The organism is Amycolatopsis sp. YIM 10 (genome assembly GCF_009429145.1).
Lineage (GTDB): Bacteria > Actinomycetota > Actinomycetes > Mycobacteriales > Pseudonocardiaceae > Amycolatopsis.
In genome coordinates this window covers 1,455,459-1,482,206 of the sequence record NZ_CP045480.1, presented here as the reverse complement: position 1 = coordinate 1,482,206, position 26,748 = coordinate 1,455,459, and the positions used below count along the sequence as shown (strand labels likewise).

Genomic DNA, 26,748 nt, shown 5'->3' with positions numbered 1-26,748 from the left:
GTCGCTTGGGGTCAGAACCGGCTCGCCATGTGTTGCTGTTTACCGCTTCGCCACCGCGTGGGTCCAGCGGTCGTTACGGCGTCGACGACGTAGTGCCTCCGCCTCAGCGACTATGCGCAGAACGATTGCCGAACGGGGCAGACCAAGCACGGGTCATGCGTGGCCTGCCCCATTGACGTGGGTTTTAGACCCCGAACAAGCGAATCACGGGCCTACACCTCCCAGTCCCGCTCCCTCATCAGGACATATCTAGTCGACACAAGCAGCCGCCACCGGGAGCAACTCGCCGTCACCGCTGCACTCGAGAGTGAGGGCTGCCCTCAGCAAGTCGTACAGGACCTCGTCAGCTGGTGAAACTAACGCCAATACACCTGCGATTAGCAACACGACCAGGGCGAAAAAACGTCGCCACACCCTCCTTTTTTCCAAGATCCTCAGCAGGAGCTCATAACGGTTCACCCATCACCGTCCCGCGAGACCGGACACGTTCGGGGGCTGCACTCAGCCCGTTCACGACCTACCGTGGGCAAGTCATCACCACTTCCTTCATGTGCTCTAACAGTGCGTACAGGTTGCGGTGGGGCAACAGGGCGCCTCCTGTTCAGCCAGGAGGCGCCCGCTTCCGCTCCCGTGCCCCGCCCGGGTCGTGCGGCTGCGGTCACGAGCGACCGTTGTCGTGGTGCAACCGCGGCGTGGCAAGCGCGAGTGGCGCGGCGCCATCGAGTCTCACGAGGGATGGTGCCCCTCGCAGATCAGTCACTCCCTTGGCGCAACTGCTGTCAACAGAACGCCACGGGGTCACACTCACCCCAGACCGGGGAACCTCGATGCAGACACATCGATACGCCGGACCCGCGGATGACGAGTTCGGGGCTTTAGCCTCGATCCCCTCTCAACAACACAATGTAACCAAACCTGCATCCACCTGATTACCTTAGGTGATCTCACTGCCATAACACAACCGAGGAACGCATTAGTAAACTCATTCTGTAATCTACGGCCCACTAAGTAGCCACGGGCGAGGATCCACATTGTTCGCCGGACTACGGCCACACACCCGAACGGGCGCAGCAGCCACGATTTCTTTGCACCAGACGCAAAACATGATCCCCGTTCATCGGAGAGCCCGCCCGATACCCTGAACCACCGCCGCCACGATTAGTTGTTCAAGACGCATCAGAAGGGTGCATCATGTTCACTGCGCTGGCTGCCAGTGCCATTGCCCTGTCGGCGATAACCACCCCCGGTTCCGTGGCACCGGCGGAGGCCCCACCGGACCACGTGACGATCAGCATCGTCACGGTGAACGGCTCGGGTTGTCCGGCCGGGACGTCCGCGGTCGCGGTGTCACCCGACAACACGAACTTCACCGTCACCTACAGCGATTACCTCGCGCAGACCGGAGCCGGCTCCTCCCCGATCGAATTCCGCAAGAACTGCCAGCTCAACCTCCGGGTGAACTACCCGCAGGGCTTCACCTTCGGCATCGCGCAGGCGGATTACCGCGGCTTCGCGCACCTGGCCAAGGGCGCCTACGGTTCCCAGCGCGCCAACTACTACTTCCAGGGTCAATCGGCCAATGCCACCGAAGTACACCCCTACAACGGACCGTACAGCGACAACTGGCAGGCCACCGACAAGACCGACTTCGCCTCCATTGTGTACGCGCCGTGCGGCGAGGTGCGCCACCTCAACGTGAACACCGAGCTGCGGGTCAACGTCGGGACCTCGGATCCCAAGACGACCACCAGCTTCATGTCCATGGACTCCACCGACGGCAACGTCGACACCAAGTACCATTTCTCGTGGAAGAAATGTTGAGAATCCACCACTCACCACCATTGCCCAACCCTGCCCTTTTCCGCTGACAAAAAACCACAATAAAAAAGGCACCCGTTTAGCGGAATTGCGGTAGCGGCCATCGCGCTAGCATTCAGGAACCGCCGCCACCTGGAGTTTGAATCCCCGGAAAGGTGTGCACATGTTCAGCGCGCTGGCCGCTACCGCATTGGCAATGTCCATCGTGATTCCGCCGGGTGGGGCCCCCGGCACCACACCGCCGCCCGACCATTTCACGATCGACGTGGTCACCGTCAACGGTTCCGGCTGCCCGGCGGGCACAGCCGCCGTCGCCGTGTCCCCGGACAACAAAGCATTCACCGTGACCTACAGCGATTTCCTGGCCCAAGTGGGCGTCGGCGCGACCCCCACCGACTTCCGCGAGAACGACAACTGTCAGGCAGTGGACGAAACCGAAATCATTACATCGTCTACTACTCGCCGTGCGGCGAGAAGCGGCACTTCAACATCAACACCGAACTGCGGGTCAACGTGGCACCTCGGTCCCCAAGACGGCCACCAGTTCCCAGAGCCTGGAGGCATGCTGTGAGGGGTGCTGGGCCGCCGTGGTCGCTGACGGTGGGCGGATCAGCGAGCCACGACACCGAGCAATGCCCGTCGCCGGCCAGGCACCGTGGCCGACGGGCGGCAGCTTCTGCTCGAAGTAGAGACGATCAGCAACCTCGTTATTGGGGTAGCGCGCCGCTGTGCGCGACCGGGCGGGCCGCAGGCCGGTGTCAGCCCTTGGGGCGACCCCGGGCGCGGCTTCAGCTACTCACGCTCGGCGCCATCCGGCCAGACGACGGTGACCGGCAGACCACGTCCGCGAGCAGCATCGACCACGTCAGCGGTGCCGCCGTGGCCGCCGGATGGCCCGCCGTCCCACACCGCGACCATCGCGTCTACGTGGTCGAGAACGTGTTCGGAGGCGGCCATGTAGGCCTCGCGGTTCGATTCGGCGAACGGCATTGTGTGCACGGTCGCCCTGCCGATCAGCTCGTCGAACTCGGCGGCGTTGCCCGGCTTGACCTTGCGCTCGCGGTAGTCGGCCGCGGGCAAGACCACCTCGACCGTGCCGCCGAGGTCGAGCACGACGCGGGCGAACACCTGGTCCGCGCCGCGGGCCAGGCAGCTCACCCCGACCAGCTCGCTACCCGGGTGCCCGGCCAGGGCGGCGCGGATGCCGTCGGCGACCAGCGGCACGGTGGCGGCGGTCAGGTTCGAGTGGCCGGTGATTCCGATGCGGGGCAACAGGTTCCTCTCCTACGCGGCGATCAAGTCAGCGATGCTCTCACGGGCCTCGCGCACGACGGCGACGCTGGTGAACGGGGTGGCTTCGCGGTGGAAGTCACGCAGCTTCACCCCAACCCGGCCGGAGGCGTTAAGTTGACACTCCCCAGCCGGCCCAAGCAGCGGCTCCCATGTCCAGTCGCCGGGCCGACGAGGTTGGTGATGGTCAAGGGTTGGGGCGCTTCACCAGGTGATCGGTTGGCTGGTGAGTAGGGGTCGGACCTTGGTGAGCATCAGGTCGAGGAATTGGTCGGGGTGGCGGAAGGAGGCGAAATGGCTCGCGTCCTGGATGAGGGCGAAGTCCTTGACCGGGGCGGTGATGTCGTTGAAGAACCGCCGGACCGGCTCGGGCGGGGTGATCACGTCGCGCTCGCCCTGGAAGATGAAGAACGGGATGGCGAACGTGGTGCCTTCGGCCCATTCGTCGATGGTCGCGGACTCGGGCGCGACGCGCGCGGAGAAGCTCATGGCCTTGGTGTAGGCAGGCAGCTCGCGCAGGGAGTGCAGGGGCGAGGACAGCAGGGAGCCGATCACGACGGTCTTGATGGTGTCGAAGGTGAGCGGGTCGGAGCCGACGGTGTGCTTGTTGTACTGCGACCAGTCCTCGACACCCCAGGCGGACTTGCCCGGGCCCATAGTGGTGACGGCGGCCAGTTCTTTGCGTTTGCCGGCCGCGCCGAGCCGGTCCAGCAGCGCGCGGTAGGCGGTGTGGTCGCGGCCGCCGGCGTTGATGTTCTGGTCGGTGCCGACGTAGGCGCAGTACAGCTCCGGGTGGTTGCGGGCCAGGCGCAGCCCGACGATGGAGCCGAAGGAGCAGCCGAGTAGCACGACTTTGTCGACGCCGAGCCGGGCACGGATGTGCTGGGTGACCTCCAGGGCGTCGCGCTCAAGGCGCTGCAGGTTCATGTCGCCCTGCCCGTCGGGTCCGCCGTGAGCGAAGGTTTTGCCGGCGCCGCGCATGTCCCACCGCACGATCGTGAAGTGCCGCTCCCAGGAGCGGGTGCGCGAGGCGAAGATCAGGTTGGTGGCGCCGGGGCCACCGTGGAGTTCCAGGATCACCGGGTTGCGGTGGTCTTCGCCGCGGATGGTGACCCACTGGTCGATGCCGCCGATGCGGACGAACCCGGATTCCTCGATGCCGTGCGGGCTGGTGATGCGTAGTCGTTTGGCGTGGGCGGTGCGCCTGAGCTGGCGGTAGCCGAGTAGGCCTGCGGCGGGGACGGTGATGACCGCGATGACGGTTGCGGCGATGGCGATGCCAAGCATCTGCTACTTCCTTAAACTGTTTATAGTAGTAACAAGTGAGTTTAGGCTATATACAGTTGCGGGAGGGTGTCAACCGACGTCCGCGAACGACCTCACCAAGGGGAGCGACCATGGCCAGGGCAGCCAAGCCGCGCGAGAACAAGGACAAGAAGGCGCGCGACCTGCCGACGGGCATCGCGCTGCTGTGGGGCGAACAGGACCAGCCCGCCCGCGGCCCCAAGCCCACCCTCACCCCCCAGCGCATCGCCGAAGCCGCCGTGACCCTCGCCGACACCGAAGGGCTGGAGACCGTCTCGATGAACAAGGTCGCCGCCGAATTCGGCGTCTCCGCCATGGCCCTGTACCGCTACGTGCCCGGCAAGACCGAACTCGTCGAATTGATGGTGGAAGCTGTCCTCGCCGAACCTCCCGACCTGTCGGCCGCCGGCTCCGGCTGGCGACCTCGGCTTTCCGCGTGGGCCCACCGCCAGTGGGGGGTCTACCAGGCCCACCCCTGGCTGCTGGCCGCCACCGCCATGCGCCGGCAGATCATGGGCCCCCACCAGCTCGCCTGGATGGACGCCGCACTTGCCGCCCTGGAACCGACCGGTCTGACCGCCGGCCAACGCCACCAGGTCTTCCTTCTGATTGCCGGGCAGGTACGCAACCTCGCCCAGCAACGGGCCGACTTCGACGAGGACCACAACCGCGAATGGGGCCGCCTGACCAGCGAACTACTCAACCGCCACAGCAATCGCTTCCCTGCCCTGACCAAGGCGATCGCCGACGGCGCATTCACCTCCACGGAGCTCGATCCACTCGACTTCGGCCTTGATCGCATCCTCGACGGCGTCCAAGTGCTCATCGGCCGTGGCTAGCGAGCATCACTCCCCTACGATCGCTGACCTGCTGACGCAGCTGCGGCAGGGTCAGGTAGCGTCGGCGCACGTAGCGCAGATCCTCCTCGCTGTGGGCGTGCGCGTCGGAGATCATCTGCCGGATGCCGCAGTTGGTGCCGTAGGCGTAGATGACCAGCATGAGCCGCTCAGCCAGCACCTCAGGGCTCGTGTGGCCGGTGCCGGTGGCCGCGGTCACCTTGGCCAGGCAGCCGGTGCGCAGGATCGCCTCCTTGAGGATGTCGATCAGCGGGACGGCGCTCCAGCGGCGGGCGACCTCGTTCTTGATCCGTCGCAGGTTGCGCGGCTCGGGGCGGCCTCGATCGGCGTCAGCATGATCGCTCCCGCCTTGCGGTCGCTGATCTGGACCCAGTCCAGGGAGGACAGGCCGTCGTTCAGCTTCGCCAGGGCGCTGGTCATCTCCTCGCGCAGGCTGTCGCGGGACTCGGTCGGGTCCAGGGGCTTGCGCAGCTCGCGGTAGTGCTCGGCGCGGCGTGACTCGAAGTCGGCGGGCAGATCCTCGTACGCGTTGCGCCACCGGTCGGCGCCGACCATCCAGATCTCCTTGCAGTGCAACTGCTCCCGCAGAGTCTGGAAGGTGGCCACCTCATACACCATGCGCGCCACCCGGCGCCGACCGCTAGTGTCGGTGCAATAGACCAGATCGGCCCAGTCCTTGAGTGTGCCCTTGTGGTCGGGCGTGGTCTCGCCGAGCGGGTAGTAGGTGGTGCTGCCCGCCCTGGCGTAGCGCTGGACCAGCTTGAGCGCGTCGATGACGGGCTGGTGCGCGGCGTTGTTGGAGCGGAACTCCAGCACCTCCAGCAGCTCGATCAAGCCGCGCCGGTAGTGGTTGGTGTAGGAGGCCTTCAGTGTGGTTTGCACGGTGCGCCGATTCGCCGGGCCCTTGGTCTCTTGCGTTTAAGGTCGCTGTCCTGTGACACCGAACCCTAAGCGTGTGCCATCTGATGAGTTCGAACAGCGCTGAGGGCCGACCAGCGCCGATCGGCGCGGGATGTGGGTCAGAGACGACAGCGCCTGCGAGCGCTCAGAAGATCACAGCTTGGTTAATCAGCGGCGGTGGAGTACGGCCAGCTGGGGGCCATCTGGTGTTTGGTCTTCTCGCTGAACGTCAACGACAAGCTTGGTCGCGCATGCCGTCGAAGAGGATGGTCAGCGCGCGATGGCGAACCTGCGCGCTCCACCCATCGGTCATCGCTCCTTGGCAGATGGCCGCGAGCAGGGGGATCAACTCATCGGGTCGCACGTCGTCGCGGATGGCACCTGCCTTCTGGGCGCGTTCGAGCAGCATGTCGGCGGCGGGCCGGAGGCGTGTCAGGGCGTCGCCGACGTGGACCCGGGTTCCGGTTTCGGCGAGTCGCTCGAACAGGGCTCTGTTCTGGGCGCTGATCGCCATGACGCGGGTGCAGAGCTCGAAGAGGGCGGTTGCGGCTTCGGAGTCGTTGAGCATCACATCGACTTCGCTGATGAGTCGATCCAGCAAATTCATCACCACGGCCGCGAGGAGTTCGGGTTTGGTCGGGAAGTGGCGAAACACCGTGCCGATCGCGACGCCGGCGCGTGCGGCCACTGCCTCGGTCGAGGCCGACGCGCCTTGCTCGGCGAACACGGCTTCTGCTGCCTCCAGGATGCGGATTCGATTGCGGCGAGCGTCGGCGCGAACTGGTCGTTCACCAGCACGGCTGCCGGCAGGCGGCGCGCCTTCTCGATCCATCGGTCCTCCACCGGTTGCCAAAATGAGTGGAACTCATTATCTTATCTCGAAGTCCCACTCACTTTAACGCAGGAGGTTCGGCCATGGCCCGAACGGCGACCGAGACAGCAGGCCCACTCGCGATCTACGCCCGCATGCAGGAATCACTCCTGAACGGGGACGGCGCTGACGCAACGATCCTTCCAGCCGAGCTGCTGGCCGAAGATGTCGTGGTAGAGACGCCGTACGGCCCCCCGGGCAATCAGCGCTACGAGGGCCGCGAAGCCTGGCTGTCGTATTACCGCACCGGCGGCGCCGGCCTGCTGATTCGTTTCGATCAGTTCCGCGAACTGGCCACCCACCAGAGCGACGACCCCGAGGTCATCGTCGTCGAATACGAGCTGACCGGAACGGTCATCGCCACCGGCGTGCAGTCCTCGGTGACCTGCATTGCCGTGCTGCGGATCCGCGACGGCCTGATCAAGCATTGGCGCGAGTACCAGGACATCCCGGCGATCACCGAGGCACTGACTCGGCCACCGCAGCAGGACCCCGCCGGCGCAGACGCGCCAGCCCAGTAGCACTCGGACCTGACACAACCCATCCTCACCGACATCACTAAACCCCGAGAAGGTCGGCTCGGACAGATCCACACTCCTGAGAATCCTCGCCGAACAGGACCACGTGGCGGGCTCGGCTCTTCCTCGTTGCCTGGATGGTGGTCGCCCGTCGTCGCTGGTCAAGCTCGCTAAGGCTGTAGCAGCGCAGGCGAACGGAGTGGACATGGACGGGGAAATCTGGGGCGAGGCAAGCGTCATCTACCCCGACTGGAAGGGCACGGCGCAGCTTGACGAACGCAGGACGATGCCATGGGAAGGGCTTGCGCAGGCTGTCGATCTCAGCCACGAGCAATGGCAGGTGGTCGGGTTTAGCATCGGCGGAGGCGAGCACGGCTACAGCTTGCGAATCTATGCCGCACCCCGTGACGTGTGGGAGAAAGTTGACTCCGACGACAGGGCCGAGCTTGAAGTGACCGAGTTTCTCGTCCACGACGTTGATCCGATTGCGATCTTGCAACGGATGACGCACATGTTCCAGTTAAACATGCGGATTCGTGGTCTCGAAAACCGCCGAGTACGTGTCAGGGCTCTGTCGGATCTTCCCTCGGAGTTATTCGTGGAAGAGAACTTCGGTCCACAGGAAGACTAGTTGGGCCGGTCGACGGGGTAATCGTTGAGGCCACGTTCCCCCTGCGGATCTGACGCTCTGATCCTTGGCATTGGCTTTGGGGAAGGATGTGTTTGTGTCTGGTTCGTCGAAGTATCCGGAGAAGTTCCGTCAGGACGCGGTGGCATTGGCGCGGTCGGTGCCTCGCCCGATGGCGCAGGTGGCTCGTGAGTTGGGGGCAACCACGAGACCTTGCGTACCTGGGTGAAGGCTGCGGACCGTGCCAAGCGGGCGGCCGAGACCGGTAGTGACCTGGATCAGGAGCGGGAGTTGCGGCAGTTGCGCAAGCGGGTGGCCGAGCTGGAGAAGGAGATTCTGCGGAAGGCAGCCGCCTATTTCGCACAGAAGATGGGTCGTTGACCTGCAGCTATCAGTTCATCTCCGAACATCGCGACGCCTTCGGTGTCGCCCGGCTGTGTCGTGTCCTGGGTGTGCGCCGCCCGGGCTTCTATGAATGGCTGGCCGCCGCGCCGGCCCGGGCTGAGCGGGCCGCCGGTGAGGCTCGGCTGGCGGCTGAGATCACCGAGATCCACACCGCCCACCGCGGTGCCTATGGCAGCCCGCGGGTCACCGCGGAGCTGCGGCGCCGTGGTGCGGTGGTCAACCACAAGCTGGTCGAGCGGATCATGCGGGAGCGCGCTATCGCTGGGCTCACCCGGCGCCGACGCCACTGCCTGACCAGGCCGCGGCCCCGACACCGGATCTCATCAGCCGGGATTTCACCGCCGACGCACCCGGCCAGCGCCTGGTCGGTGACCTTGTGTTCGGTGACAATGCGCGCGGGATCGGTGACGAGGTCGAGGTTCACCCAGTCCTTCACAACTCGACCGGGTGAACATCCGAAATCTCTGAAACCCCAGTATGCCCCCGGGGGCCGACGGCAAGGAGAATCCTGCATGCGCGGGTTTGTGCGCCCACGCCCCCTTCTAGTGCGACAGGGACGATTCCAACGTTGTTATGTAATTGCCAGATATTGTCGACCGGCGTCGGTGAGGGCGTAGGACCATGCTGTGGAGTCTTCGATGTAACCGTATTCTTTGGGGCCGAGGCGTCTGGCAGCGACACGGCTGATGTCGACCTTCGGGAGCCCCGGTGGTTGGGCGCTGCCGACGCGAGCGAGGGCTTCGTATAGCCAGAGAGGCAACGGGTCGGGTTCGGTGTCTCTCGGGGACTGGTTGATGCGGGCGGCTTGTCGCCCGGCCCGGGTCAGCCGGAGCTGGGTTTGGCGGGCGGGGCCACCAACGCCGTCAATGGTGATGTCCCGGATCTCGAGCAGGCCACGACGGGTGAGGGCGGCCAGGGTTGAGCCGCTGCCCGCACTGTGAAGGCCACAGGCTTTGAGCGCTTGCTGGGCGGGGGTGAGCGAGGCGTGAGCATGGCGCGTGGCGTAGGGAATCCAGCGCCACTGATCGGCGGGTTGACGGGGAAGTCCTTGGTGCCAGCGGCGTCGTTGGTCGCGTTCGGCTTGCTGATCGAGTTCGAACACAATGTCGAGGTACTGCTGCTGTCGGGCGTTGAGCCGTCCGAGCGTCGTCCGGAGCCGCCGCGCAGCGCCGCCTTCGGCGGATGGCTGGCGCTGCGGCGGCGGATCAGAGGATTGGTCACTCATCGGTATCCTGGCAGCGCGCGACTTGGTCCGGCGGCAGGATGTAGCCGTCGACTTTGGAGGCGAGGTGCAGCACGATGGGCAAGATCAATGGCTCGGCGTAGTGGCGGGCCGCGTAGCGTTGCTGGTGCGCGAGTGCAGCCCATGAGCGCGCGTTGTCGTCGGCTTGCTGGACAGCGACGAGAATTTCCAGCAGCCGCGGGTTCCACACCTTCTTCCTGATCTCATTCGCCCATCCCCATTCTGTCTCGCCAACACGGTGATAGTGCGGCGAGATTCGACCCCCTTGCGGGGCCCCGGGGCCGGCACCGTTCGGCTTGGCCGGGGTGCTGAGGAACCTCCGGGAGTTGCAGGGGTCATCCCAGAGGCTTGAGCCGTGGCCAACGTGGTCGGGGTCGGTGTCGAGGCAGGCGTAGTGCTGGCTGGTTTCGCTGCGCAGATTTGTCCGCAAGCGGAGGTGGCGGATGCCTTTGCGGTCGTGGGGCAGGATGGGGTTGTCGGGGTCGAACGCGAGGGTGTCTTCTTGGATGTGCCCGTCGGCGATGCCTGGGCAGGCCGGGCGGATGTTCTGGGCCAGGGTGAGCAGTGCGGTGTCGGTGCCGTCGCCGGCTTCGGCGACGACGGTGGTGAAGAACTCGCGGACCCGTTCATGGGTGAACACACGGTCGGTGTCCCAGTCGCCCAGGGTGAGTAGTCCGTCGCGGTAGGGCACCCATCGGTCGCTGTTGGGGAGTCGGAGCCGGGCGAAGGGCTCGTCGGGGAGCCAGCCGACGGCCAGGGGCAGCACGGCGCGGTCCTGGCCGTTGCGGCGCACCACCCACAGCCCGACGGTCGCGACGTCGTTCAACGGGTTGTCCGTGGTGCCGGCGGTGCCCATGGGCTCGAGGAGCCCGGTCTGGCGAATGAACAGGTCCGCGACGGTCTTGCGGGCGCGTTCGGTACGGCCGGATTCGGTTTCGTGGCCGTCTCCCCTGCCAAGTGGTTTGGGCGGGGTGATGTTCTTGGTCAGCACCCCGCAGGCCGCCGCGGCGGCTTTCACGGGTTTCTTGGGGTCGTGCTCGGGCGTGGGGAACGCATCGGGGCCGCGCATCTCGATGATCGCGAATCGTGCACGGCCGTCCTCGGTCGGCGGGAACTGGGCGCGGGCGAGGTCGCGCCGTGGCGCTGTGGCTTGGGTGATGCGGTCTTTGGTGTTGCGGATGGAGGGGTCGATGGGCAGATCGGCTGCGAGTTCGCCGACCGGTGCGAGCCGGATGGCCACGTCCAGTTCAGGGCGCGGGCTGTGGAACTCGTGTTCCAGGTTGGAGTCCTGAGAGTTGAGGACCGACGTCGGGAAGGTCAGGTCGAGCGCTTCTTCCAGCGCGAGGAGCACCGCTTTTCGCATGGTGGCGGTGTCGTAGCGCAGGTCGAGGTGGATGGCGGGCGCGGTTGCGGCGGCCAGCGCCTGGCGGTCGATGGCGCGGAACTCGCTGACGTCGGGGCGATGACGGGTCTTGACGTTGATGCGGTGGTAGGGCTCGACGGGGGTGGCGAAGTCGGCGAGCGCGGGGTGCAGGTGGCGGAAGATCTGCCAACGGTCGCGGGCGGAGACACCGTCGCCGACGGAGTGTTTGCATTTGTCGCCGAGCCCGTACCGGAAGACCACTCCGGCGACTGGAGGAATGGGCTTGTTGTGCCGGTCTACGCCGAGTTCGAGGTATGCGCGGGGGTTCTTGGCGAGTTCGGTCACCGCGGGCAGGTCCGTGGCGGAGGTGAGGCGCGCCAAGGTCGGGGCGAGGTCGTCGTTCCAGACCATGCGCCCTGTTTTCGTGCCCCGCGGGCCGGGTTGCCACTTCATGGAGGCGATCCCGATCGGGCTGGTCACGTCGCCCCAGGGCGAGCCGGCGAACAGGTGCACGCCGATGGCGCGAGCCGGGTCGAACACGTTGGTGCGGGCCCAGCGCCGGATGCCGAGGTGCACGTGCACGTAGGGGTGAGGGTCGAGGGGGTTGGTGCGCAGCGAGAGGCGCGTGGTGTAGGACCAGTAGTAGCTGGTGCCCCGTCCGGTGATGTAGGGCGTGGGAAGCGAGATCAGTTCGGCACCATCCCGGTTGGCGGTCCGCCGCCAGCGGGAGACGCCGTCGAGAATGGTCTCGCCGTCGTGGTTGGTGTGGTCGTGTTCGACGACCCACCCGCTGTCCAGCAGGTGCGTGGCCAGCATGTGCGGCACCATCGTGTAGGCGCCGTCGGGCATGGGTTTGCCGGGGCCGATGTCCAGGGTGTAGTCGTGGAAGCTGATGTCCTCGGCCTGGAATCCGGCAGTGACCGCGGCGAGCGCCTCGAGGTCGACGACTGGTTTGCGGCCGCGCTGGATGGCTTTGGTGTTGCGATGGTGCGCGGCGGCGAGCAGGCCGCCGCGCACGAACTCGACCAGCAGTGCCGTGTCGGGCTGGGTCGGCTGTTCCTGGTGTGCGTAGGCGAGCCAGACGCGGTCGCGGTGTCCCCGGCCGTCGTGGGTCAGGACGCGTGGCATGAGGGCGGCGATGGCGTTGTTGACCGCCCAGAGCGGGATCGCCCGGGGTTCGCCGTCGCCGGTGTACCGGTCGTCCTCGTCTGGAGTCTGGAACACCTCGCGTCGCAGTTCCGCAGCCCACCGGGCGGGGAAAGAGCAGGCCCGGTACCGGGCGAGTGGGTGGCCGGCGAGGTCGGCGAGCTTGAGTGAGAGTGGTTGCAGACGGTTATAGGTCACCACGGTATTTCTCCAGCAGGGTGTGTAGTGCGTGATGCAAGGGCTCGTAGAGTGCTTGGGCGACTGCGGCGTCGGGCCCGTTGAAGGCGTCGTCGAGCGCGCGGTACATGCCCAGCAGCGGGCTGTCTTTCTCGCGCGGGGCGAACGCGCCGTCGCAGAAGTAGACGCGTGCGGTGGCGCCGCCGCGGAGCATGCGTCCGATGATCTGGTTGAGCGGGGCGATGTTGGTCCAGTCCATTGCTCGGCGTTCGACCGAGTCCTGGGTGGTCAGTGAGTAGCGCAGTGTGTCGTACAGTTCATCCATCCACGCTCGCCGGGCCAGGCGCAGGAACAAGTCCGCGCGCTCGCCCAACGACGCGGTGGCGGGACCGGCGGTGGGCAGTTGGTGCTGGATCTCGTCGACCGCACGGTGATGCATGCGTTCGACGTGGTAGCTCATGTCCTCCGGGTGCAGGTGCGGGCGGACTAGGTAGAGTGTGGCGCCGAGCGCGGCGACGTGGGCGTCGTTGAGGATGTTGTGGCCGCGTTCGATCGCCAGCTGCGGGGCGATGAGGATCCACACTTTCTGGTGCTGGGCGAGGCTGTGGATGTTGTTGCGGGCGATGGTGCCCGAGGTCCAGAAGTGCGTGCCGGAGTCGTCGTCGGGGACCATCTGCAGGATCTGTTCGTCCCATTCCGGTCGGAGGGTGACCAGTTCGCGCAGGACATCCTCGGCTTCCCGGTAGCTGCCGACCAGCAGCAGCAGACGCTGCCGATTCGCCGGCAAGGTGTCGCGGATGGTTTCCAATGTGCTCGGCTGGGGGCCGCGCAACCCGTCCCGGGCTCGGGCGAGTTCCTTGAGGATCATGGCCAGGGCCTGGGCGCGGCGGTCGCCGAATGTGCCTGAGACCCGCACGTGCCGACTCTGGTTGTGCTCGCCCGCGACGGAGGTGGGCAGGTAGTCCAGCACGATCCGTTCGTCGAGGGGAACGCGGTCGCCTTTGGAGGAGCGCAGCACCGCAGCGACGGGGGCTTGGACGTGGTAGCGCGGGGACGTACCGGCCCAGCTGGTCGCCGACAGCAGCAGGGTCGCAGGGCCGGTGTCAGCCGGGCCGTAGAGGCCGGGAAGGTTCAGCAGGAGCCAGCGGCCCACGCCGGAGCAGCGAAAGAACGACAGAGTGCCGAGATTGTCCGGTGCGGAATCTTCTCGTTCCCGGTATTGGAATCCCAGCAGGTTCCCCATCGGGGAGTCCGGCACGACGGCCTGGTACTCCACTGGTGGCCGGTGCACGAGGTGGGAGGACATGGATTCCATCCCGGTCTGGGTCTCCACCTCCCAGCAGGCGCGGGTCAGCAGGTTGAGCTTCTGCGCCAGCAGCGCGACGACGATCGTGACGTGGAACTGGACGGCGAGCCGCTGCAGGGCCTCCTCGCCGCCTACGCGGACGTCGGGCAAGGTCTCGAGCCAGTCCGTGATTTCGCCGGTGATGACGTCCTGGGTGGCGTAGCCACGCGCGGAGATGTCGCGCAGGAACCCGACGCGCGGGTCGGTGCCGAGGTAGCGGTCGGCGGGTTTGGTGATCCACTCGCTGAACGTGCCGAGCCATTCCTTGTACACCACCTCGTCGGTCACCGTTCGTGCCGCAGGCCCCGGAGACGACCGTGTGGCGGGTGTCTGACCGGGCGTGGTCGAGGGCGGGCGGGCCGGACGCTCCGCGATCCGGCTGGCGAGTTTGACACCGAGGAGCCACTCGTTGAAGTAGCCCCCGTTGAGCCATTCGCGGACGTAGGGATGCGCACCCATCAAGCCCCAGAGCCGGGCGACGAGTTGGCCGGCGGAGTCGAGGTGGATCTGCCAGTCCCGGACTGCGGCGCTGGTGAAATGCCGTCCGTGGGTGTTGCGCATGTGCTGCTCGAACAGCGGCCGGATCTCGCTGAGCCACGCTTCGCGGCTCGGGCCGGCGAGCGTCTGGGAGGGGCTGAAAGCCTGGTCCCACTGGATTTGCACCCGGTCGGCCTCGTCGATGAGGAACGCGTCGCTGCGCATCCACGCCAGGTCCAGATCTCGTAGCGAGACCTCAGAGACCTGGCTGGGGACGCGGCTGTGGAGCAGGCCCTGCGAGGTCGTTACCCAGATCGGTGCCGTCACCAGGGCCCGTGATGCCTCGTGCCAGCCACAGCTGCCGAACATCGGGCACGCCACCGTCTTCCGGCTGGGCTCCTCCTCGTCCCCGGCATCGTCGTTCCAGACCCGCAGCTTTCGCTCGCAGGGGATATCCCGCAACGGCAGCGGTGCTGGGAGGTCCAGTAGGCCCTGGGTCGTACAGCCGGTCGACAGCCACCGCGTCCGGTCGTCGTCGAGGAGGCCGAAGCCGCGCACGGTGGGGTCGGCCGGGCGATGCAGCTGCTGCAGGTGCCGGCCTCGGTTCGCCGCGCCCAGGATGGGCGCGGCGTCCACGCTGTAGCGGGCCAGGTCCTCCACCATCGTCAACACGGCCATCACGTCGCCCAGGACGATGGTGAGGCGGTGACTGGGGCGGCAGCGGGCCGCCCACACCGCGGCGACGGTGATGAGGGTGGTTTTGCCGACCGCGGGCATCCCCACGACGTGGACCAGCCCCCGCAGCGGCAGCGCCCGGCCGGGCTTGAGCCGGCCAGACTTGTCGAGCAACAGCCGGATGTCGTTGATCCGGTCCTCCCACTGGCGGGACTCGCCGCGCAGGCTGTCCGCGGCGTCCATGTCGCGAGCCGTGGCCAGCAGCGTCGCCCACCGCAAGGTCAGCTTGTGCCGTTTCCGGGTGAGGCGATGCTGCGCAGGCGGCGGCGGAAGCAGTTCCCCGGGAAACCGGACAGCATGGCGTCCCCGTGGCAGGGCGTAGTCGGTGTCCGGCTCGGCCAGGTGATGGTCTCCGGGCTTGTGTGGCGGCAGGTCGGCCAGCGCCCGCGCGTACGCGTCACCTCGGGTCGCGCCCGCGGCCAGTTGCCGGGGTACTGGCGCCTTTGCTATGTCGCCGATGTCGAACATCCGCAAATCGGCGGGCGCCTTGGCGTACTCGGCAAGGGCCATACGCCAGTCGTGCTTGGCTTTGAACGCGCTGAGCAGCCAGCGCAGCGCGGCCGGAAGCGGGCGTCGCCGCAAATGGGGTGGCCGAAAATCGTAGCCGGTCAACAGCGCCCACGCGTCCTTGGCGGCTTCCCCCGGCGCCCACTGATGCAGGGCGTACAGCGCCAGCTCGGCACCGATGAGCCGGTTCACCTCTTTGTTGGTCATTCCCGCCGTCTTCGCGGGTTTAACCAGGTCTCGGCGGACGTCTTCGCGCCAAGCCAGCCGATCACGGGCCACAGGTCACCTCACCAGGAATACCGGTATCGGGCGTCTGCTTGATCAGTTCTTCGTCGGTGAGCACGTCGATGTGCCGCTGGGCCTGCAGTGCCGGGCTGTGTTCCGCGACGATCTCGCAGTAGCGCGACCGAGGCCGGACTCGGTCCGCTGGCACGACGACGCATGCCCTGTCGTAGTGGTACAGATGTCCTGGCGGCCAGGCGGGGAATCGTTTGATGTTGCGCGCCAGCAGATACGGCTTGCGCCAGTCCTTGACGTCGATCGCGACCGCGAACCCGTTCGGCCACCGAGCGATCAGATCGAGTGCGTCGAGTTCCGGGTACAGCACTACCCGGGCACCACGGGCAGCTAAAGCCTCGGCCAGAGCGAGTTCCGGGCGCGCGGGCAACGCGATCGGTTTAACCAGTTCAGGACGGAGCCTGCGCGCGCCGTGCGCGGCCACCATCATCGGCGCGGGCACGCTGTGGGCGCGCGTGCACCGCCAGGTCAGGCACGCCCACCTCCGCTTGTCGTCCGGCACCATCCACTGCCGACACGCCGCGCAAACCCCCACGTCGCCCAGCCTCGTGGCCTCTGGCGGAATCGGCTCGTAGGAGTCATCAATCCACGCGGCCCACTGCGGCACCGCCGGGAACCGGTTCTTCAACGCCAACATCTCCGCCGGCGCTACCACGGCGTGCCGGGCGAGCGCGACCCGCCATTCCGCGTACAGCTCATGCCGCCCGAGAGCGTCCGCGGCCTCCTTGACCTGCCGCACCAGGATGCTTTCGTGCAGTTCCGCAGCGACGTCTTGCGCGGCCACCGCCCATTCCTGGCAGAACTCACTGGCCCGGCCGTCGATCACGAGCAGTTCGCCGTCGACCTGAGCGTCTGCGGTGAACGTCAGCGGCCACGTCCCGAGCTGACGTGTCGAGCACCAGTTCAGGACCAGTTCGCGCACTCCCCGCGGTCGGTCCTTGCTGCCCGCGCGCAAGCACGCGACCGTGAGGCGATCAAGGCCGCGCTGCAGATTCCCGTCGTACGGCAGCTGCCGGTCATGAACCCCGCCCCAGTCCTGCATGCGCACCAAACCCGTACTGATCAAACTCAGGACGATCTCGGATTCACGTTCGATGCTGTCCCGCCTGGATGACGTCAGCATGCCCGCCGTATAGCTCACGCGAGGCACCGTAGAGGTGACCACCGACAGTTCCGATGGTCAGCGACTGCCTCGCGAGACCATTTCACTCGATCGGGTACGGATCAAGGAGCCCTGGCGCGTTGAGTTGCGCTTTCGCTGTCCAAGGCTTCCTGCGTGACGATACCTTCAGGTCACCTCCAACGCGCTGGGACTGCGCACGTGACGGCGAGGACCTCGGTGCGCATAGCCACGGTGGCCACTATGCTGGCAACACCGGACCCGCCTCATGACAACAACATCGTGACTGCGGTGGCTCGTCGTGCCGTGTTGCAGAACATGCCCGGCGCAATGATTTGGCGGCTGTCCGCTCTGAATATCGACGACATTCCGAGATTGCCGCGCGGCTCACGGCACGTGCAACTTATTGGGTACAGCGACGGACGCACAGCACTAACGTTCGTACGCCGATGCCTTTATCGTCCCGCCCCAGCCTCCAAGATCTGCAGCAGCCGGGTTGCGGCGTGAGTGAGGGGAATGGCTTCCTGCTCGATCCGGCGGAACGGAGTGGGGCCTGCGGTTGCGATGATGTTGTACGCGGTGTTCTCGGCCTCGGTCAGATGTGGCAGGATCTCCGGTGATGGCTTGATGGGGCGGCCCGACTTATCGTGGTTGACGCCGTGCTGGGCGTAGTGGTGCAGGTCGGTGGCGTCCATGAGCATGGAGCTGACCGGTCTCGCCGGTGCACCATCCGGTGAGGGCGCAGCGAGCGTAGCGCGGAATTGGTCAAGGATTCCATACCCGTCGCGTCGATATCGCCCCAGTAGACGACGTGGTCAGCGGCGCGGATCCAAGGCACGTTCGCAAGCAGAGCGGATGCGGCCTTGCCGCCGCCCTCGACCACGATCGTGTCCCTCACCGGCGGAAACCAGAGGCGAGAGTCGCGGTTTTCGACTACGAGGACGACGCGCGGCTGATAGGCGATGTCGTGCACGTCACCGGTGGTCCATGCGTCGTGCCGACGGCGACCCGATGCAGCGTGGTCCGGGTCGACATAGGTCAGGTGCGTGACGGTCAGCCGGGGCCGGACTTCGTCTCGAACGTCGCGTCCCGCGACCTCGCGCAGTAGTGCTCCGGGGGTATCCAGCCATTTAGTGTGCATCCCGGGGACCGGGAGTTGCCGCAGGGGCCACGCGCTGGCATCGGGGTGCTGGTGTAGCCACGTCACGGCACCGAGCAGCACCTCTACGTCGGTGGCCCGGAGTCGCCGGCCAGATCGCCAACGTCCTCGGCGCACCGTTGGACATCCTGCTCACCCAGCGGATCGAGGCCACCGGGCCACCACCGACGACGCTCGGCGCCGTCGGCGAGGGCGGCCTGGTCGTCTGGGACCACGACGCCATCCGCCGGCTCGACATCCCGGCGATCGAGCTCACCCGGCTCGCCGACCGGGCGCGGGCCGGACTGGCCCGGCAGGTTCCGCGTGCGGATCCCGCCGCGTGGTAGCAGTCGCGCGCGATGTCGCTCAGCCAGCGAGTGGCCAGGTTGAATGCCATGGACACGGACACGTCGTCGTCGTCGCGGGAGAGTGCGCGCACCCGGCGGCGTTCGTCCCGCAGCTCCCGCAGCAGTCGCTCGGCCGGGCGCTGGGGGAACCGCAGCAGCAAGGCCGCCACCACGGTGAGGGCAAGCGGAAGCTGGTCGCACAGCTGGATGATCTCCTCGATCGCCGCGCGGTCCCGTGCCACCGCGGACTCGCCGAGCACACGCTCGAACAGAGCGAGCGCCGCCGCATCCTCCAGCGGGTCGAGGTCAACAAAAGTAACCGGTCCGTGCGCCGCCAGCGCACCCAGCGGCTGAGTTTCGGTGACAATCACCAGCGACTTGGCACCACCCGGCAGCAACATGCGCACCTGGCTATCACGGACCGCGCCATCCAAGAACACCATCAGCCGTTGGTCCTTGGTCAGGGAATGAAACATAGCCCGCAAGGCATCCAGCCGATCGGGCAGATCCGTTCTCTCCGCCCCCAGTGCCCGGAGAAATTCACTCACAATCGCCGCTTCGGCACCGTCGTCATCCAGGTCATCATTCAACCGCGCGAAGAGCTGACCATCCGGATACAACTCACCCATACTCCGCCAGCGTCAGCGCGACAGCGGTCTTACCTGTTCCGGGACCGCCAACGAACACCACCGTCGCGAGGTGCCCGTCGGCCTGCGCCCGCTGCACCGCTTCCGTCGCCCTACCGAGAACAGCGACCTGATTGACAAAGTGCGGATTAGGGGCCGGAACCTGCTCGGGCCTCCTCGACATCATGAACTCCCCTCCCAGTGGCAGAGTACCGAGCCACCTACCTCTCCGCGGTAGGCCGTTCGTGCCGGCGTCGCGACAGGCGCGGACCTTGACCGGTACAGCATGCCCGATCAGCGACGCCCGCGGGAACCACCCGCCAGAAGAACCGCGAGCATCCACCTGGCCGAACCGTTTCGCGACAAACAACGCCTGGGAGATCGGCCGGGTTACGGTGATGCGTTCTTGGCACCTTCTCCACGCGAATATTGTGCCCACCGTTGAGAAGCTTCGCACATAATGGTATTTCTTCCGGTGGATACAGCCGATCTCCACCACGACTGAGCGTCCACCGCAGGCTCGTTCCGCCGGTATCATCGCAGGTCATGAATTGTTGCCCCGCGCGAGCGGAGGTAGACCCCGAGTTGCGCTTCGTTGCCAACTGACCCTCGGAAACAATGCGCTGCACCTGCTCGGTGAGCTGAAACAGGAACCGCAGTTCAAGAAGTACTGGATTCCCGCGGCATGCTCGTCTTGCCGATCACTGTCGTCAGGGCTGGAGCCACGGCAGGGGCTCTTCCAGGAGCCCGGGCGGCTGTTGCCGTGCTCGTGGGCGACCACCTGCACCGGACCCGCCGCACCCCGTGCACCATCCCGGTGGATGGAACTTTCCCGGCGCCAGCGCCCCTGTCCGTTAGCTCCTCATCCATTCCCAGGACGTCCGCGACCGGTGAACTGGGCAGCTCATCGGCAGCCGGTCATGGGGCGAGAAGTTGGCATTGCGGCCTCACTGCAGCATCCACCACGCGCTGCGGTCGGCCAGCACGATCGCGGGCGAACTCGGTGTACCCCGCCCGCATTGGCAGGCAGCTCAACAGCGCCTGGCCGACACCATCACCAGCGCACCGCACCTCTTCCTGCCCAAGCCACTCGCAATGGACTGGTACTACCCCATACTCGGCGGCATCGTCCGCGACGAGGCCGTACGAACCCGTCTCAAACAGGACTGGAGCCGGTTCGTCGAGCCGGGCAGGGGGCCGCTGCGTCGACCACGAACCGCGCGTCACCGGAGGTGAAACCGCCGAACTGGCCTTGACCCTGGCTGTCGCGGGCGAACCCGATACCGCGAACACCTTGCTGCGCAACCTCATCCGGCTACGTACCGCCGACGGCGCGTACTGGACCGGCTACAACTACCACACCGACACGATCTGGCCCGAGGAACAGGCCACCTGGACCGCCGGCGCCATCCTCCTCGCCCACGCCGCCATCAACGCCCACGAACTGACGCTGCGAACGTTCGGCACCGAGACGGTCCTCGCCGTCGAAATCGACCGACTGAGGGACTCATGCAGATGGTTTAAGACATCCGCTGAGGGGTACTCACTTCTATGGACGCTGATCCCGTCAGACCTGCCAGGGGTGTCGGCTTGGACTGGCACGGTCCTCTTGGTGGCGATGCCTTCACGCACCCCGCCTTGTTCTACCGCACCCGCGCCGAATACTTGGCGGCCACAGTGCCGTTCGTCCTGGCCGGTCTCGCCAACGGCGAACCGGTCGCTGTGGCTGTTCCCGGCCCGAACCTCGAGGCGCTCAGGGATACGGTGACCGCCGGCGGCGGGCAATCCGACCGAGTGCGGTGGCTGGACATGACCGAAGCCGGCCGCAATCCCGGTCGCATCATCCCCAGCGTGCTGCGGGCATTCGCCGACCAGCACACCGAGCGGCGGGTCCGGATCATCGGTGAGCCGATCTGGGCCGAACGCACTGCGGAGGAGTACCCGGCTTGCGCGCAGCATGAGGCGCTGATCAACGCCGCGTTCCGCGGACGAGACGCCACGATCTTGTGTCCCTACGATTCCAGTCGGCTCGGCCCGGCCGCGTTGGCTGACGCCGCCGCCACCCATCCTCTCCTCGTCGAAGGTGACCGCTGGTGGGTCAGCTCCGCCTACGCGCCCTCTCAGGTTGTTGACACCTACAACCAGCCCCTCGTCGAACCCGACGAGGTCTGGACCTACCCGGCCACCTGGTTCACTCCGGCTGCGCTCGCCGACGTCCGTCAGTGGGCGGTCGAATGCGCCGCACGAGCCGGTTTGTCGCCCGATCGGCAGGATGACGTCGTGATCGTCGTCAGCGAACTGGCCACCAACTGCATCGAGCACGGCGACACCACCACGGAGTTGGCGGGCTGGACCACCACGTCCGCCCTGGTGTTCCAGGCCAGCAACACCACCATCGGTCAGTTCCATTCGCTGGCCGGCCGTCTCCCAGCCCCACACCATCAACCTCGTGGCCGCGGTCTGCTGATGATCAACGAACTCGCCGATCTCGTCCGTATCCACACGCACGACAATCGCGCGACCTTTCGCGTCCATTTCGACCTGCCGACATCGGCCGAAAACTAATTCCGATACGGAACCGCGGTCACGGTGCTGCGCTGAGCACCCGACCGTGGTTCCGCCGCATGCCTTATCGATGTTGCCGGGCTCGCGGCCACGTCATGCGCACGGTGGTGTCGTGTTCGCCGGGCTCGATCACGGCGTTGCCTGCCAGATTCTTGATCAGTTTCAACCCACGGCCGCGCAAGGAGTTTGCCGCGTCATCCGATGACGGCATACGCCAGCGGCCGCGATCGGACACCACGACGACGAGTGCGTCGCTGCGTGGCCAAGCACGCAACTCCAGCGATCCGGCACGGCCGCGATAGGCGTGATCAACCACGTTGGCTATCGTCTCGTAAACCGCTAAGACCAGATCGTCCACCGTGTCCTCGTCCGCTCCGAGGGCACGTGCCCAAGACGCCAGTGTCCGCCGCAAAGCGGTCGCCTCCGGAGCACGCGCCGGGGCCACCCGGTGCACCACCATCCAGGGTGTGGATTCGACCAGGAAGGCCTCGGGGTGCGCGCAGGCCGCAGTTCGCGGCTTCCCGAGAACTTCCGTAATCGGGCAGGGTTTTTTCCGCGGTACTACCTTCGTGATGCGACATCACCACTCCCTCAGTAGGCAGCGATATCGCCGTACCCCACTCGAGGAAAACGTAAACCTGCCTAGCTCACGACCACATTTAACCTGGTCGCGACGCCTGCGGGATTCCGTTTGCCGCCTTCAGCCACACGTCCGGCTATTCCCGCGTCGGCGCGAATCAGGTCCGGTCTGAGGCAGCCTCGATCGGCCATCCGGCGAGCTTGCGCACCACGGTTTGCGCCTCCGCGTAGCCATCAACGAGGCCGGCGCGGTAGGCGACCGGACGAGCTTGCCCCTCGGCGCTGTCGAGTGAGGTGCGTTCGGCGGCAGCAAGAGCAGCCAGGAGTTCGGTCACGTCCACCTGGGGCTCGCCCACGTTCGGTCCGGTCATGGCGATGATTATGCCCTGGCGCCGTTTCTTCCGTTTTTCAAGGTCACTCATGCGATGGGGACAGCGGCAAGAGGCGCTGGGAAGGGTTCCGCCCTCTCGGCGTCCGGCCGCGCTTGTCCTGTCCTGGCAGGATCCACCGTATCGAACCCGCAGTCAGCGAGGAGGCCACATGTCCGTTGCCAGAGTCCGCTACCTCGTCCACGACATCGACACCGCGGTGGCGTTCTACACGACCCACGTCGGATTCGAGGTTGCCATGGAGCCGAACCATGAATTCGCGCTACTGGTCAAAGGCGCGCTTCGGCTGACGCTGTCGGCTCCGCCCGTGAACGGCACGACGTTGCCCGAGCAGAACAGACCGGCGCCTGGCGGGTGGAACCGGATCCAGTTGGAGGTCGACGACCTCGCCGCGGAGGCGCAACGACTCGAACGGGCAGGAGTGCTCGCGCGTAGCGAGATTGTCCATTCGCGGGAGTGTCAGTACGTCCTGTTGGAGGATCCAGCGGGCAATCTCGTGGAACTGTTCGAAACGAACGGCTTCCGCGAGAACGTCTCGTGACGCAGACCTCTCCGGACCGCGTGATCAGGCATGACCAGCGACGACAGTCCTAATCAGATCGTTCGTCACGAACGTTGGCCTGCAGCGGAAATTTTTCCGGCTACGGTGATGATCGTCGCGCCGCGACACTGAACGCGCCGAACGGAGGAAGGCCATGCCACAACCCGATCTGGCCACAAAGGACCCTGACAAAGGGTACGTAGCGTTGCTCGGCTGGAGCCTCAACGCGGTAGAGGCCCTCGACCGGTTCGACCGCCGTTACGTCGTGGTCGCGCCCGACTGGGCCGAAGAATACTGCTCCGAGCGCGGCATCCCTTACCTGTCATGGAACTTCGAGCGGCTCAACGATCAGTCGATGGAAATCGCCGAGACGCTGCAACAGGAAGGCGTCGACGTCGCGATCCCGCTGTTCGAGGAAACCGTCGAGTGGGCCGGGGCGATCAACTCGGTGCTGCTGGACAACCCGCGCCTGTTCGGACAGGCCATGCTGCTGCGGGACAAGTCACTGATGAAGCGACGGGCGCAGCTCGGCGGCATCCGGGTCGGGATCTTCGAGGAGGCACACGACCGCGACGACGTGATCCGCTTCCTCAAGCGTGTCAACCAGACGCTGCTCAAGCTCGACGGTGACCCGAACGACCCGATCCATCTCAAGGCCTTCGACAAGGCGGGCTGCCTCGGGCACCGCATCGTGCGCACCCCCGACGACGTCGACACCATTCCCGACGAGGAGTTCCCGGTGCTGATGGAGTCGCATCTCGACGGCTGGGAGTTCGCCGTCGAGGCGTGGGTGCACAACGGGAAGATCAAGTTCCTGAACATCTCCGAGTACGTCACGCTGGGTTACTCGGTGTTCGTACCGGCCACCCCGGAGCTGGAGCGGTACCGGCCGCAGATCACCGCCCAGATCGAGAAGCTGATCAAGACCTTCGACATCGAGTTCGGCTTCGTGCATCCGGAGTACTTCGTCACCAGCGACGGCGAGATGTACTTCGGCGAGGTCGCCTACCGGCCGCCGGGCTTCAAGGTGTTCGAGTTGCTGGAGCGGGCCTACGGCTTCAACGCCTACCAGGGGCTGGCGCTGGCCTTCGACCCGAAGACCACCGAGGAGGAGATCGACGCGTTCTTCCCGCGCGAGGTCGAGGACGCCGCCGGGGTGGCCGGCTGCTTCGGTGTCTACCCGCGCCGCCGGGTGGTCAGCGAGCTGCGGATCCCGCCGGAGACCGAGGACGACGACTACTACGAGTCGCACGACCTGTCCGCTCCGCTCGAGGAGACGGTGACCAAGCGGACCGCGTTCGGCACCCACTGGGGCCTGCTGTACTTCTTCGGCGACGACCCATACCGCATGCGGGAACTGTTGAAGGAACAGGAAGAGCTGGATTTCTACGTCTGATCGGGAGGCCGACCCGCGGCGGGCCGTCGAGATCAACCGCCCGGGCTGCCACCGGGAAACTGCTGCCAGCCAAGGATCCGCGGACTCTGATCCCGGTGAGCGAACGCCTTATTCTCGGCACAGGAGGTCCGCCGGGCCTGGCACAGCGGCATGCGACTCGCAGACGTGGCTGATTGGGGTGGGAGCGCGTGGTGCGTGGTCCGTTCGTGAGGTGTGCCCCTCGTGCGGACGGGCACACCCGTGGCTGGTCAGTCGGAGTGCTGGGGTTCGGTGCCGCGGTGCTGCCGGGCTTCGTGCAGCTGGTCTTCGAGAGAGACGATGCGGCAGGCCGCACCGACCGGCGTGCCCTGGTCGACCAGTTCCCGGACCCGCGCGGCGATGCGCAACTGGTAGCGGGAGTACCGGCGGTGTCCCCCGGCGGAACGCTGAGGCTCGATCAGACCGGCCTCGTCCAGGCTGCGCAAGAAGTTCTGGCTCGTGCCGAGCATGTCGGCGGCACGGCCCATCGTGTAGGCGGGGTAGTGCTCGTCATCGAATTTGTCAGCCCCGCCGCCAAGCGTGGCCGAGCGGTTCTGGTCAGGGACCATTCCACCTCCGCATCACAAGAGACCCCGGGTGCCGTGCAGGCACCCGGGGTCTCAGGGGTTTGGGTTTCATCATTGCCAACCGGCGCGAAAGGCCGGACTACCGTACCCGCGTCCAGTCGAGAAGCTCACTGCGCGGGGATCGCTTAGTCGTAACCGAGAACCACCTTCCAATCTGCCGACGGGACTGCGGTACCCGCGCGGCTCTACTACTGCGTAGCCGCTGCAGGCGATCCAATGATGCTCCCTATCCCTTCTTTCCCGTGTCTCCTACCGTGTACTACTGCGATCATCACCGGCTGGAACCCGTTACCGAGATCGGCCCCAGCACGCCTGAGATCGCTGGCTGGTCGGGGAGTCTCCCTGGTGTGCGACTCCCCGACCGCCCGTCTTCTTCGCCCCGAACCCCGACTTGGGTTCGAGTGTTGCTTGTCCTGATCTCTCTCGGTACGAGCACGAGGCTACACACATCCAGCACCGAATGTCTACCGTCGCCACCATAGATTTACTGCCCGACCGGAGGGCGACTACCTGATCTCGCCGTACCGCAGGTCAGCGGCCAGCGCGCACGAACTTGCCCGGCGGTCAGGTCGGTCGCCGGGGGTTGGGCACCTGGCAGCCGGTTTCCCTCGGTGCCGGCGCGGTGAGCAGCGCCCAGACCGTTTTGCCCCACGGGTGCAGGTGTTGTCCCCAGCTGTGGGCCAGTGCGGCAACGAGGTGCAGTCCCCGTCCCCCGTGGACGTCGGGTGTTCTCGGCCTGGCTTGGACCGGGGAGTCGTCGTCGACGTCGATGCGCAGCTGGCGTTCGTGCCAGGTCAGCCGGATGGCGCAGGAGGTGGTGGTGTGCTGCAGGGCGTTGGTCACCAGTTCGTTGGCCACGACAACCGCGTCGGTGACGAACTGCTCGTCCGAACGCGGCAGCCAGGAGCGGATCCAGCGACGTACCTCGGCGAGGTCCGTGACGTTGATGTTGTCGAAGGTGCCGATCTCCACAGCCATCTCCACCGGTTCAGGGGGCGAGTGCGGTTTCGAGGTCGGCGTGGACGCGGAAGTGGCTGGTGAGACCGCTGAGATCGAGTACGCGAGTAACGCGCGGGGTGTTGGCGACGACGGTGATCTTCACACCGGTCCGCCCGGCCCTGCGGCGGTGGATCATGAGCACCGTCGTGCCGACCGAGGCCAGGAAGGTGACCTCGCGCAAGTCGATCACGAGCAGCTTCCGCGTGCTGGTAGCGGCCCGGTCGTGTGCCTGGCCGGCCAAGACGTCCGCGGCTGGAGCAGTAACCAGGACGATATCGCCGGTGAAGGTGAGCACGACACCACCGGCGTTGTCGGTGACCACACCGACGGGGTCGGGGCTGAACATCGCGGGCCTCGTTCACGGGTTGGGGACCGGTAAACGGCGACGCCCGCTCGCACGACGGGCAGTCTGCTCGGCGCACGGCCTGGTCGTCGTCTGTGGTCAACTGTAGTGGCTGCGCTCCGTCGCCGCTGTGGGTTGGACAGCTGCCGGGAAGATGCATCGCGAGCACCACCACGTCGTCTTGGCTCGCCGTGGAGCGCGGGGACGCCCGCATTTGC

The 26,748-nt window shown here is 66.2% G+C and carries 28 protein-coding genes; 10 read left to right on the top strand and 18 right to left on the bottom strand.

Annotated elements, in window-relative coordinates; all coding sequences use genetic code 11:
* The first annotated feature begins 1,191 nt into the window (after nt 1–1,191).
* Nucleotides 1,192–1,821, top strand: a complete 630-nt coding sequence (locus YIM_RS07260; protein WP_153029596.1) for a DUF4360 domain-containing protein — start codon at nt 1,192–1,194, stop codon at nt 1,819–1,821.
* A gap of 160 nt (nt 1,822–1,981) precedes the next feature.
* Nucleotides 1,982–2,389 (top strand): DUF4360 domain-containing protein, encoded by a 408-nt coding sequence (locus YIM_RS07255; protein ID WP_228004598.1) that lies wholly within the window; start codon nt 1,982–1,984, stop codon nt 2,387–2,389.
* A gap of 221 nt (nt 2,390–2,610) precedes the next feature.
* Here YIM_RS07255 and YIM_RS07250 read toward each other — a convergent pair whose 3' ends face one another.
* Complete coding sequence (locus YIM_RS07250; RefSeq protein WP_153029595.1) at nt 2,611–3,090, bottom strand: hypothetical protein; 480 nt, start codon at nt 3,088–3,090, stop codon at nt 2,611–2,613.
* Between the two features lie 222 nt (nt 3,091–3,312).
* Nucleotides 3,313–4,395: an alpha/beta hydrolase gene (locus tag YIM_RS07245; RefSeq protein ID WP_153029594.1), complete on the bottom strand. Its 1,083-nt coding sequence runs from the start codon at nt 4,393–4,395 to the stop codon at nt 3,313–3,315.
* 110 nt (nt 4,396–4,505) lie between these two features.
* Here YIM_RS07245 and YIM_RS07240 point away from each other — a divergent pair, with 110 nt between their 5' ends.
* The gene (locus YIM_RS07240) at nt 4,506–5,252 is read left to right on the top strand and encodes a TetR/AcrR family transcriptional regulator (RefSeq protein ID WP_153029593.1); all 747 of its coding nucleotides are present in this window, start codon (nt 4,506–4,508) and stop codon (nt 5,250–5,252) included.
* Here YIM_RS07240 and YIM_RS49000 read toward each other — a convergent pair.
* From YIM_RS49000 to YIM_RS07230, 3 genes are all read right to left on the bottom strand, one after another.
* Nucleotides 5,236–5,469 (bottom strand): transposase, encoded by a 234-nt coding sequence (locus YIM_RS49000; protein ID WP_255462883.1) that lies wholly within the window; start codon nt 5,467–5,469, stop codon nt 5,236–5,238. The genes YIM_RS07240 and YIM_RS49000 overlap by 17 nt on opposite strands.
* Nucleotides 5,470–5,516: 47 nt before the next feature.
* Nucleotides 5,517–6,152, bottom strand: coding sequence for a hypothetical protein (locus tag YIM_RS48995; RefSeq protein ID WP_228005115.1), 636 nt, complete (start codon nt 6,150–6,152; stop codon nt 5,517–5,519).
* Between the two features lie 247 nt (nt 6,153–6,399).
* Entirely contained in the window at nt 6,400–7,002 is a 603-nt protein-coding gene (locus YIM_RS07230; RefSeq protein WP_153029591.1) for a TetR/AcrR family transcriptional regulator, read from the bottom strand.
* A gap of 83 nt (nt 7,003–7,085) precedes the next feature.
* Here YIM_RS07230 and YIM_RS07225 point away from each other — a divergent pair, with 83 nt between their 5' ends.
* From YIM_RS07225 to YIM_RS49945, 4 genes are all read left to right on the top strand, one after another.
* Nucleotides 7,086–7,562 (top strand): nuclear transport factor 2 family protein, encoded by a 477-nt coding sequence (locus YIM_RS07225; protein ID WP_153029590.1) that lies wholly within the window; start codon nt 7,086–7,088, stop codon nt 7,560–7,562.
* 202 nt (nt 7,563–7,764) lie between these two features.
* On the top strand, nt 7,765–8,190 hold the full coding sequence (locus tag YIM_RS07220) for a hypothetical protein (protein ID WP_153029589.1): 426 nt from the start codon (nt 7,765–7,767) through the stop codon (nt 8,188–8,190).
* Between the two features lie 222 nt (nt 8,191–8,412).
* A complete protein-coding gene (locus YIM_RS07215) occupies nt 8,413–8,568 on the top strand; it encodes a hypothetical protein (RefSeq protein ID WP_153029588.1) in 156 nt (51 codons plus the stop codon).
* A 71-nt stretch (nt 8,569–8,639) separates the two neighbouring features.
* Nucleotides 8,640–9,209, top strand: a complete 570-nt coding sequence (locus tag YIM_RS49945; RefSeq protein ID WP_228004969.1) for an IS3 family transposase — start codon at nt 8,640–8,642, stop codon at nt 9,207–9,209.
* Here the strand turns inward: YIM_RS49945 and YIM_RS07205 are convergent.
* From YIM_RS07205 to YIM_RS07175, 8 genes are all read right to left on the bottom strand, one after another.
* The gene (locus YIM_RS07205; RefSeq protein WP_153029586.1) at nt 9,164–9,817 is read right to left on the bottom strand and encodes a hypothetical protein; all 654 of its coding nucleotides are present in this window, start codon (nt 9,815–9,817) and stop codon (nt 9,164–9,166) included. The two genes, YIM_RS49945 and YIM_RS07205, sit on opposite strands and share 46 nt — an antisense overlap.
* A complete protein-coding gene (locus YIM_RS07200; protein ID WP_153029585.1) occupies nt 9,810–12,545 on the bottom strand; it encodes an RNaseH domain-containing protein in 2,736 nt (911 codons plus the stop codon). Before YIM_RS07200 ends, YIM_RS07205 begins: the two co-directional genes overlap by 8 nt.
* Nucleotides 12,532–15,792, bottom strand: a complete 3,261-nt coding sequence (locus YIM_RS07195; RefSeq protein WP_153029584.1) for a hypothetical protein — start codon at nt 15,790–15,792, stop codon at nt 12,532–12,534. Before YIM_RS07195 ends, YIM_RS07200 begins: the two co-directional genes overlap by 14 nt.
* A 61-nt stretch (nt 15,793–15,853) precedes the next feature.
* Nucleotides 15,854–17,023: a hypothetical protein gene (locus YIM_RS07190; RefSeq protein WP_153029583.1), complete on the bottom strand. Its 1,170-nt coding sequence runs from the start codon at nt 17,021–17,023 to the stop codon at nt 15,854–15,856.
* Between the two features lie 434 nt (nt 17,024–17,457).
* On the bottom strand, nt 17,458–17,697 hold the full coding sequence (locus YIM_RS49610) for a Wadjet anti-phage system protein JetD domain-containing protein (protein ID WP_255462881.1): 240 nt from the start codon (nt 17,695–17,697) through the stop codon (nt 17,458–17,460).
* Entirely contained in the window at nt 17,598–18,209 is a 612-nt protein-coding gene (locus YIM_RS07185; protein WP_255462880.1) for a Wadjet anti-phage system protein JetD domain-containing protein, read from the bottom strand. Before YIM_RS07185 ends, YIM_RS49610 begins: the two co-directional genes overlap by 100 nt.
* A complete protein-coding gene (locus YIM_RS48990; protein ID WP_153029582.1) occupies nt 18,133–19,116 on the bottom strand; it encodes an NB-ARC domain-containing protein in 984 nt (327 codons plus the stop codon). The genes YIM_RS07185 and YIM_RS48990 overlap by 77 nt, the downstream gene beginning before the upstream one ends.
* Nucleotides 19,109–19,612, bottom strand: a complete 504-nt coding sequence (locus tag YIM_RS07175) for an ATP-binding protein (protein ID WP_153029581.1) — start codon at nt 19,610–19,612, stop codon at nt 19,109–19,111. The genes YIM_RS48990 and YIM_RS07175 overlap by 8 nt, the downstream gene beginning before the upstream one ends.
* A 1,091-nt stretch (nt 19,613–20,703) precedes the next feature.
* Between YIM_RS07175 and YIM_RS07170 the strand changes: the two genes are divergently transcribed.
* Nucleotides 20,704–21,678, top strand: coding sequence for a sensor histidine kinase (locus tag YIM_RS07170; protein ID WP_228004597.1), 975 nt, complete (start codon nt 20,704–20,706; stop codon nt 21,676–21,678).
* Between the two features lie 64 nt (nt 21,679–21,742).
* On the opposite strand, the gene YIM_RS07165 is transcribed toward YIM_RS07170, so the two are convergent.
* Both YIM_RS07165 and YIM_RS07160 read right to left on the bottom strand, forming a co-directional pair.
* The gene (locus tag YIM_RS07165; RefSeq protein ID WP_153029579.1) at nt 21,743–22,138 is read right to left on the bottom strand and encodes an ATP-binding protein; all 396 of its coding nucleotides are present in this window, start codon (nt 22,136–22,138) and stop codon (nt 21,743–21,745) included.
* Between the two features lie 277 nt (nt 22,139–22,415).
* The gene (locus YIM_RS07160; protein ID WP_153029578.1) at nt 22,416–22,628 is read right to left on the bottom strand and encodes a hypothetical protein; all 213 of its coding nucleotides are present in this window, start codon (nt 22,626–22,628) and stop codon (nt 22,416–22,418) included.
* 169 nt (nt 22,629–22,797) lie between these two features.
* Here YIM_RS07160 and YIM_RS07155 point away from each other — a divergent pair, with 169 nt between their 5' ends.
* Nucleotides 22,798–23,187 (top strand): VOC family protein, encoded by a 390-nt coding sequence (locus tag YIM_RS07155; RefSeq protein ID WP_153029577.1) that lies wholly within the window; start codon nt 22,798–22,800, stop codon nt 23,185–23,187.
* Between the two features lie 154 nt (nt 23,188–23,341).
* Entirely contained in the window at nt 23,342–24,583 is a 1,242-nt protein-coding gene (locus tag YIM_RS07150; RefSeq protein ID WP_153029576.1) for an acetyl-CoA carboxylase biotin carboxylase subunit family protein, read from the top strand.
* Between the two features lie 248 nt (nt 24,584–24,831).
* Here YIM_RS07150 and YIM_RS07145 read toward each other — a convergent pair whose 3' ends face one another.
* The 3 genes from YIM_RS07145 to YIM_RS07135 all read right to left on the bottom strand — a co-directional run bounded on the left by YIM_RS07145 (nt 24,832) and on the right by YIM_RS07135 (nt 26,533).
* On the bottom strand, nt 24,832–25,170 hold the full coding sequence (locus YIM_RS07145) for a MerR family transcriptional regulator (protein ID WP_153029575.1): 339 nt from the start codon (nt 25,168–25,170) through the stop codon (nt 24,832–24,834).
* 582 nt (nt 25,171–25,752) lie between these two features.
* On the bottom strand, nt 25,753–26,166 hold the full coding sequence (locus tag YIM_RS07140; protein WP_228004968.1) for an ATP-binding protein: 414 nt from the start codon (nt 26,164–26,166) through the stop codon (nt 25,753–25,755).
* A gap of 10 nt (nt 26,167–26,176) precedes the next feature.
* Complete coding sequence (locus YIM_RS07135; protein WP_153029573.1) at nt 26,177–26,533, bottom strand: STAS domain-containing protein; 357 nt, start codon at nt 26,531–26,533, stop codon at nt 26,177–26,179.
* Nucleotides 26,534–26,748 lie beyond the last annotated feature (215 nt).

Excerpts from the sequence above, each read along its gene's own strand:
- YIM_RS07260 (WP_153029596.1), top strand. The coding sequence starts at position 1,192 with ATGTTCACTGCGCTGGCTGCCAGTGCCATTGCCCTGTCGGCGATAACC.
- YIM_RS07255 (WP_228004598.1), top strand. The coding sequence starts at position 1,982 with ATGTTCAGCGCGCTGGCCGCTACCGCATTGGCAATGTCCATCGTGATT.
- YIM_RS07245 (WP_153029594.1), bottom strand. The coding sequence starts at position 4,395 with ATGCTTGGCATCGCCATCGCCGCAACCGTCATCGCGGTCATCACCGTC.
- YIM_RS07240 (WP_153029593.1), top strand. The coding sequence starts at position 4,506 with ATGGCCAGGGCAGCCAAGCCGCGCGAGAACAAGGACAAGAAGGCGCGC.
- YIM_RS07230 (WP_153029591.1), bottom strand. The coding sequence starts at position 7,002 with ATGGATCGAGAAGGCGCGCCGCCTGCCGGCAGCCGTGCTGGTGAACGA.
- YIM_RS07225 (WP_153029590.1), top strand. The coding sequence starts at position 7,086 with ATGGCCCGAACGGCGACCGAGACAGCAGGCCCACTCGCGATCTACGCC.
- YIM_RS07220 (WP_153029589.1), top strand. The coding sequence starts at position 7,765 with ATGGACGGGGAAATCTGGGGCGAGGCAAGCGTCATCTACCCCGACTGG.
- YIM_RS07205 (WP_153029586.1), bottom strand. The coding sequence starts at position 9,817 with ATGAGTGACCAATCCTCTGATCCGCCGCCGCAGCGCCAGCCATCCGCC.
- YIM_RS07195 (WP_153029584.1), bottom strand. The coding sequence starts at position 15,792 with ATGACCAACAAAGAGGTGAACCGGCTCATCGGTGCCGAGCTGGCGCTG.
- YIM_RS49610 (WP_255462881.1), bottom strand. The coding sequence starts at position 17,697 with ATGGACGCCACCGACCTGCACCACTACGCCCAGCACGGCGTCAACCAC.
- YIM_RS48990 (WP_153029582.1), bottom strand. The coding sequence starts at position 19,116 with ATGGGTGAGTTGTATCCGGATGGTCAGCTCTTCGCGCGGTTGAATGAT.
- YIM_RS07165 (WP_153029579.1), bottom strand. The coding sequence starts at position 22,138 with ATGGTGGTGCACCGGGTGGCCCCGGCGCGTGCTCCGGAGGCGACCGCT.
- YIM_RS07160 (WP_153029578.1), bottom strand. The coding sequence starts at position 22,628 with ATGACCGGACCGAACGTGGGCGAGCCCCAGGTGGACGTGACCGAACTC.
- YIM_RS07155 (WP_153029577.1), top strand. The coding sequence starts at position 22,798 with ATGTCCGTTGCCAGAGTCCGCTACCTCGTCCACGACATCGACACCGCG.
- YIM_RS07150 (WP_153029576.1), top strand. The coding sequence starts at position 23,342 with ATGCCACAACCCGATCTGGCCACAAAGGACCCTGACAAAGGGTACGTA.
- YIM_RS07145 (WP_153029575.1), bottom strand. The coding sequence starts at position 25,170 with ATGGTCCCTGACCAGAACCGCTCGGCCACGCTTGGCGGCGGGGCTGAC.
- YIM_RS07140 (WP_228004968.1), bottom strand. The coding sequence starts at position 26,166 with ATGGCTGTGGAGATCGGCACCTTCGACAACATCAACGTCACGGACCTC.
- YIM_RS07135 (WP_153029573.1), bottom strand. The coding sequence starts at position 26,533 with ATGTTCAGCCCCGACCCCGTCGGTGTGGTCACCGACAACGCCGGTGGT.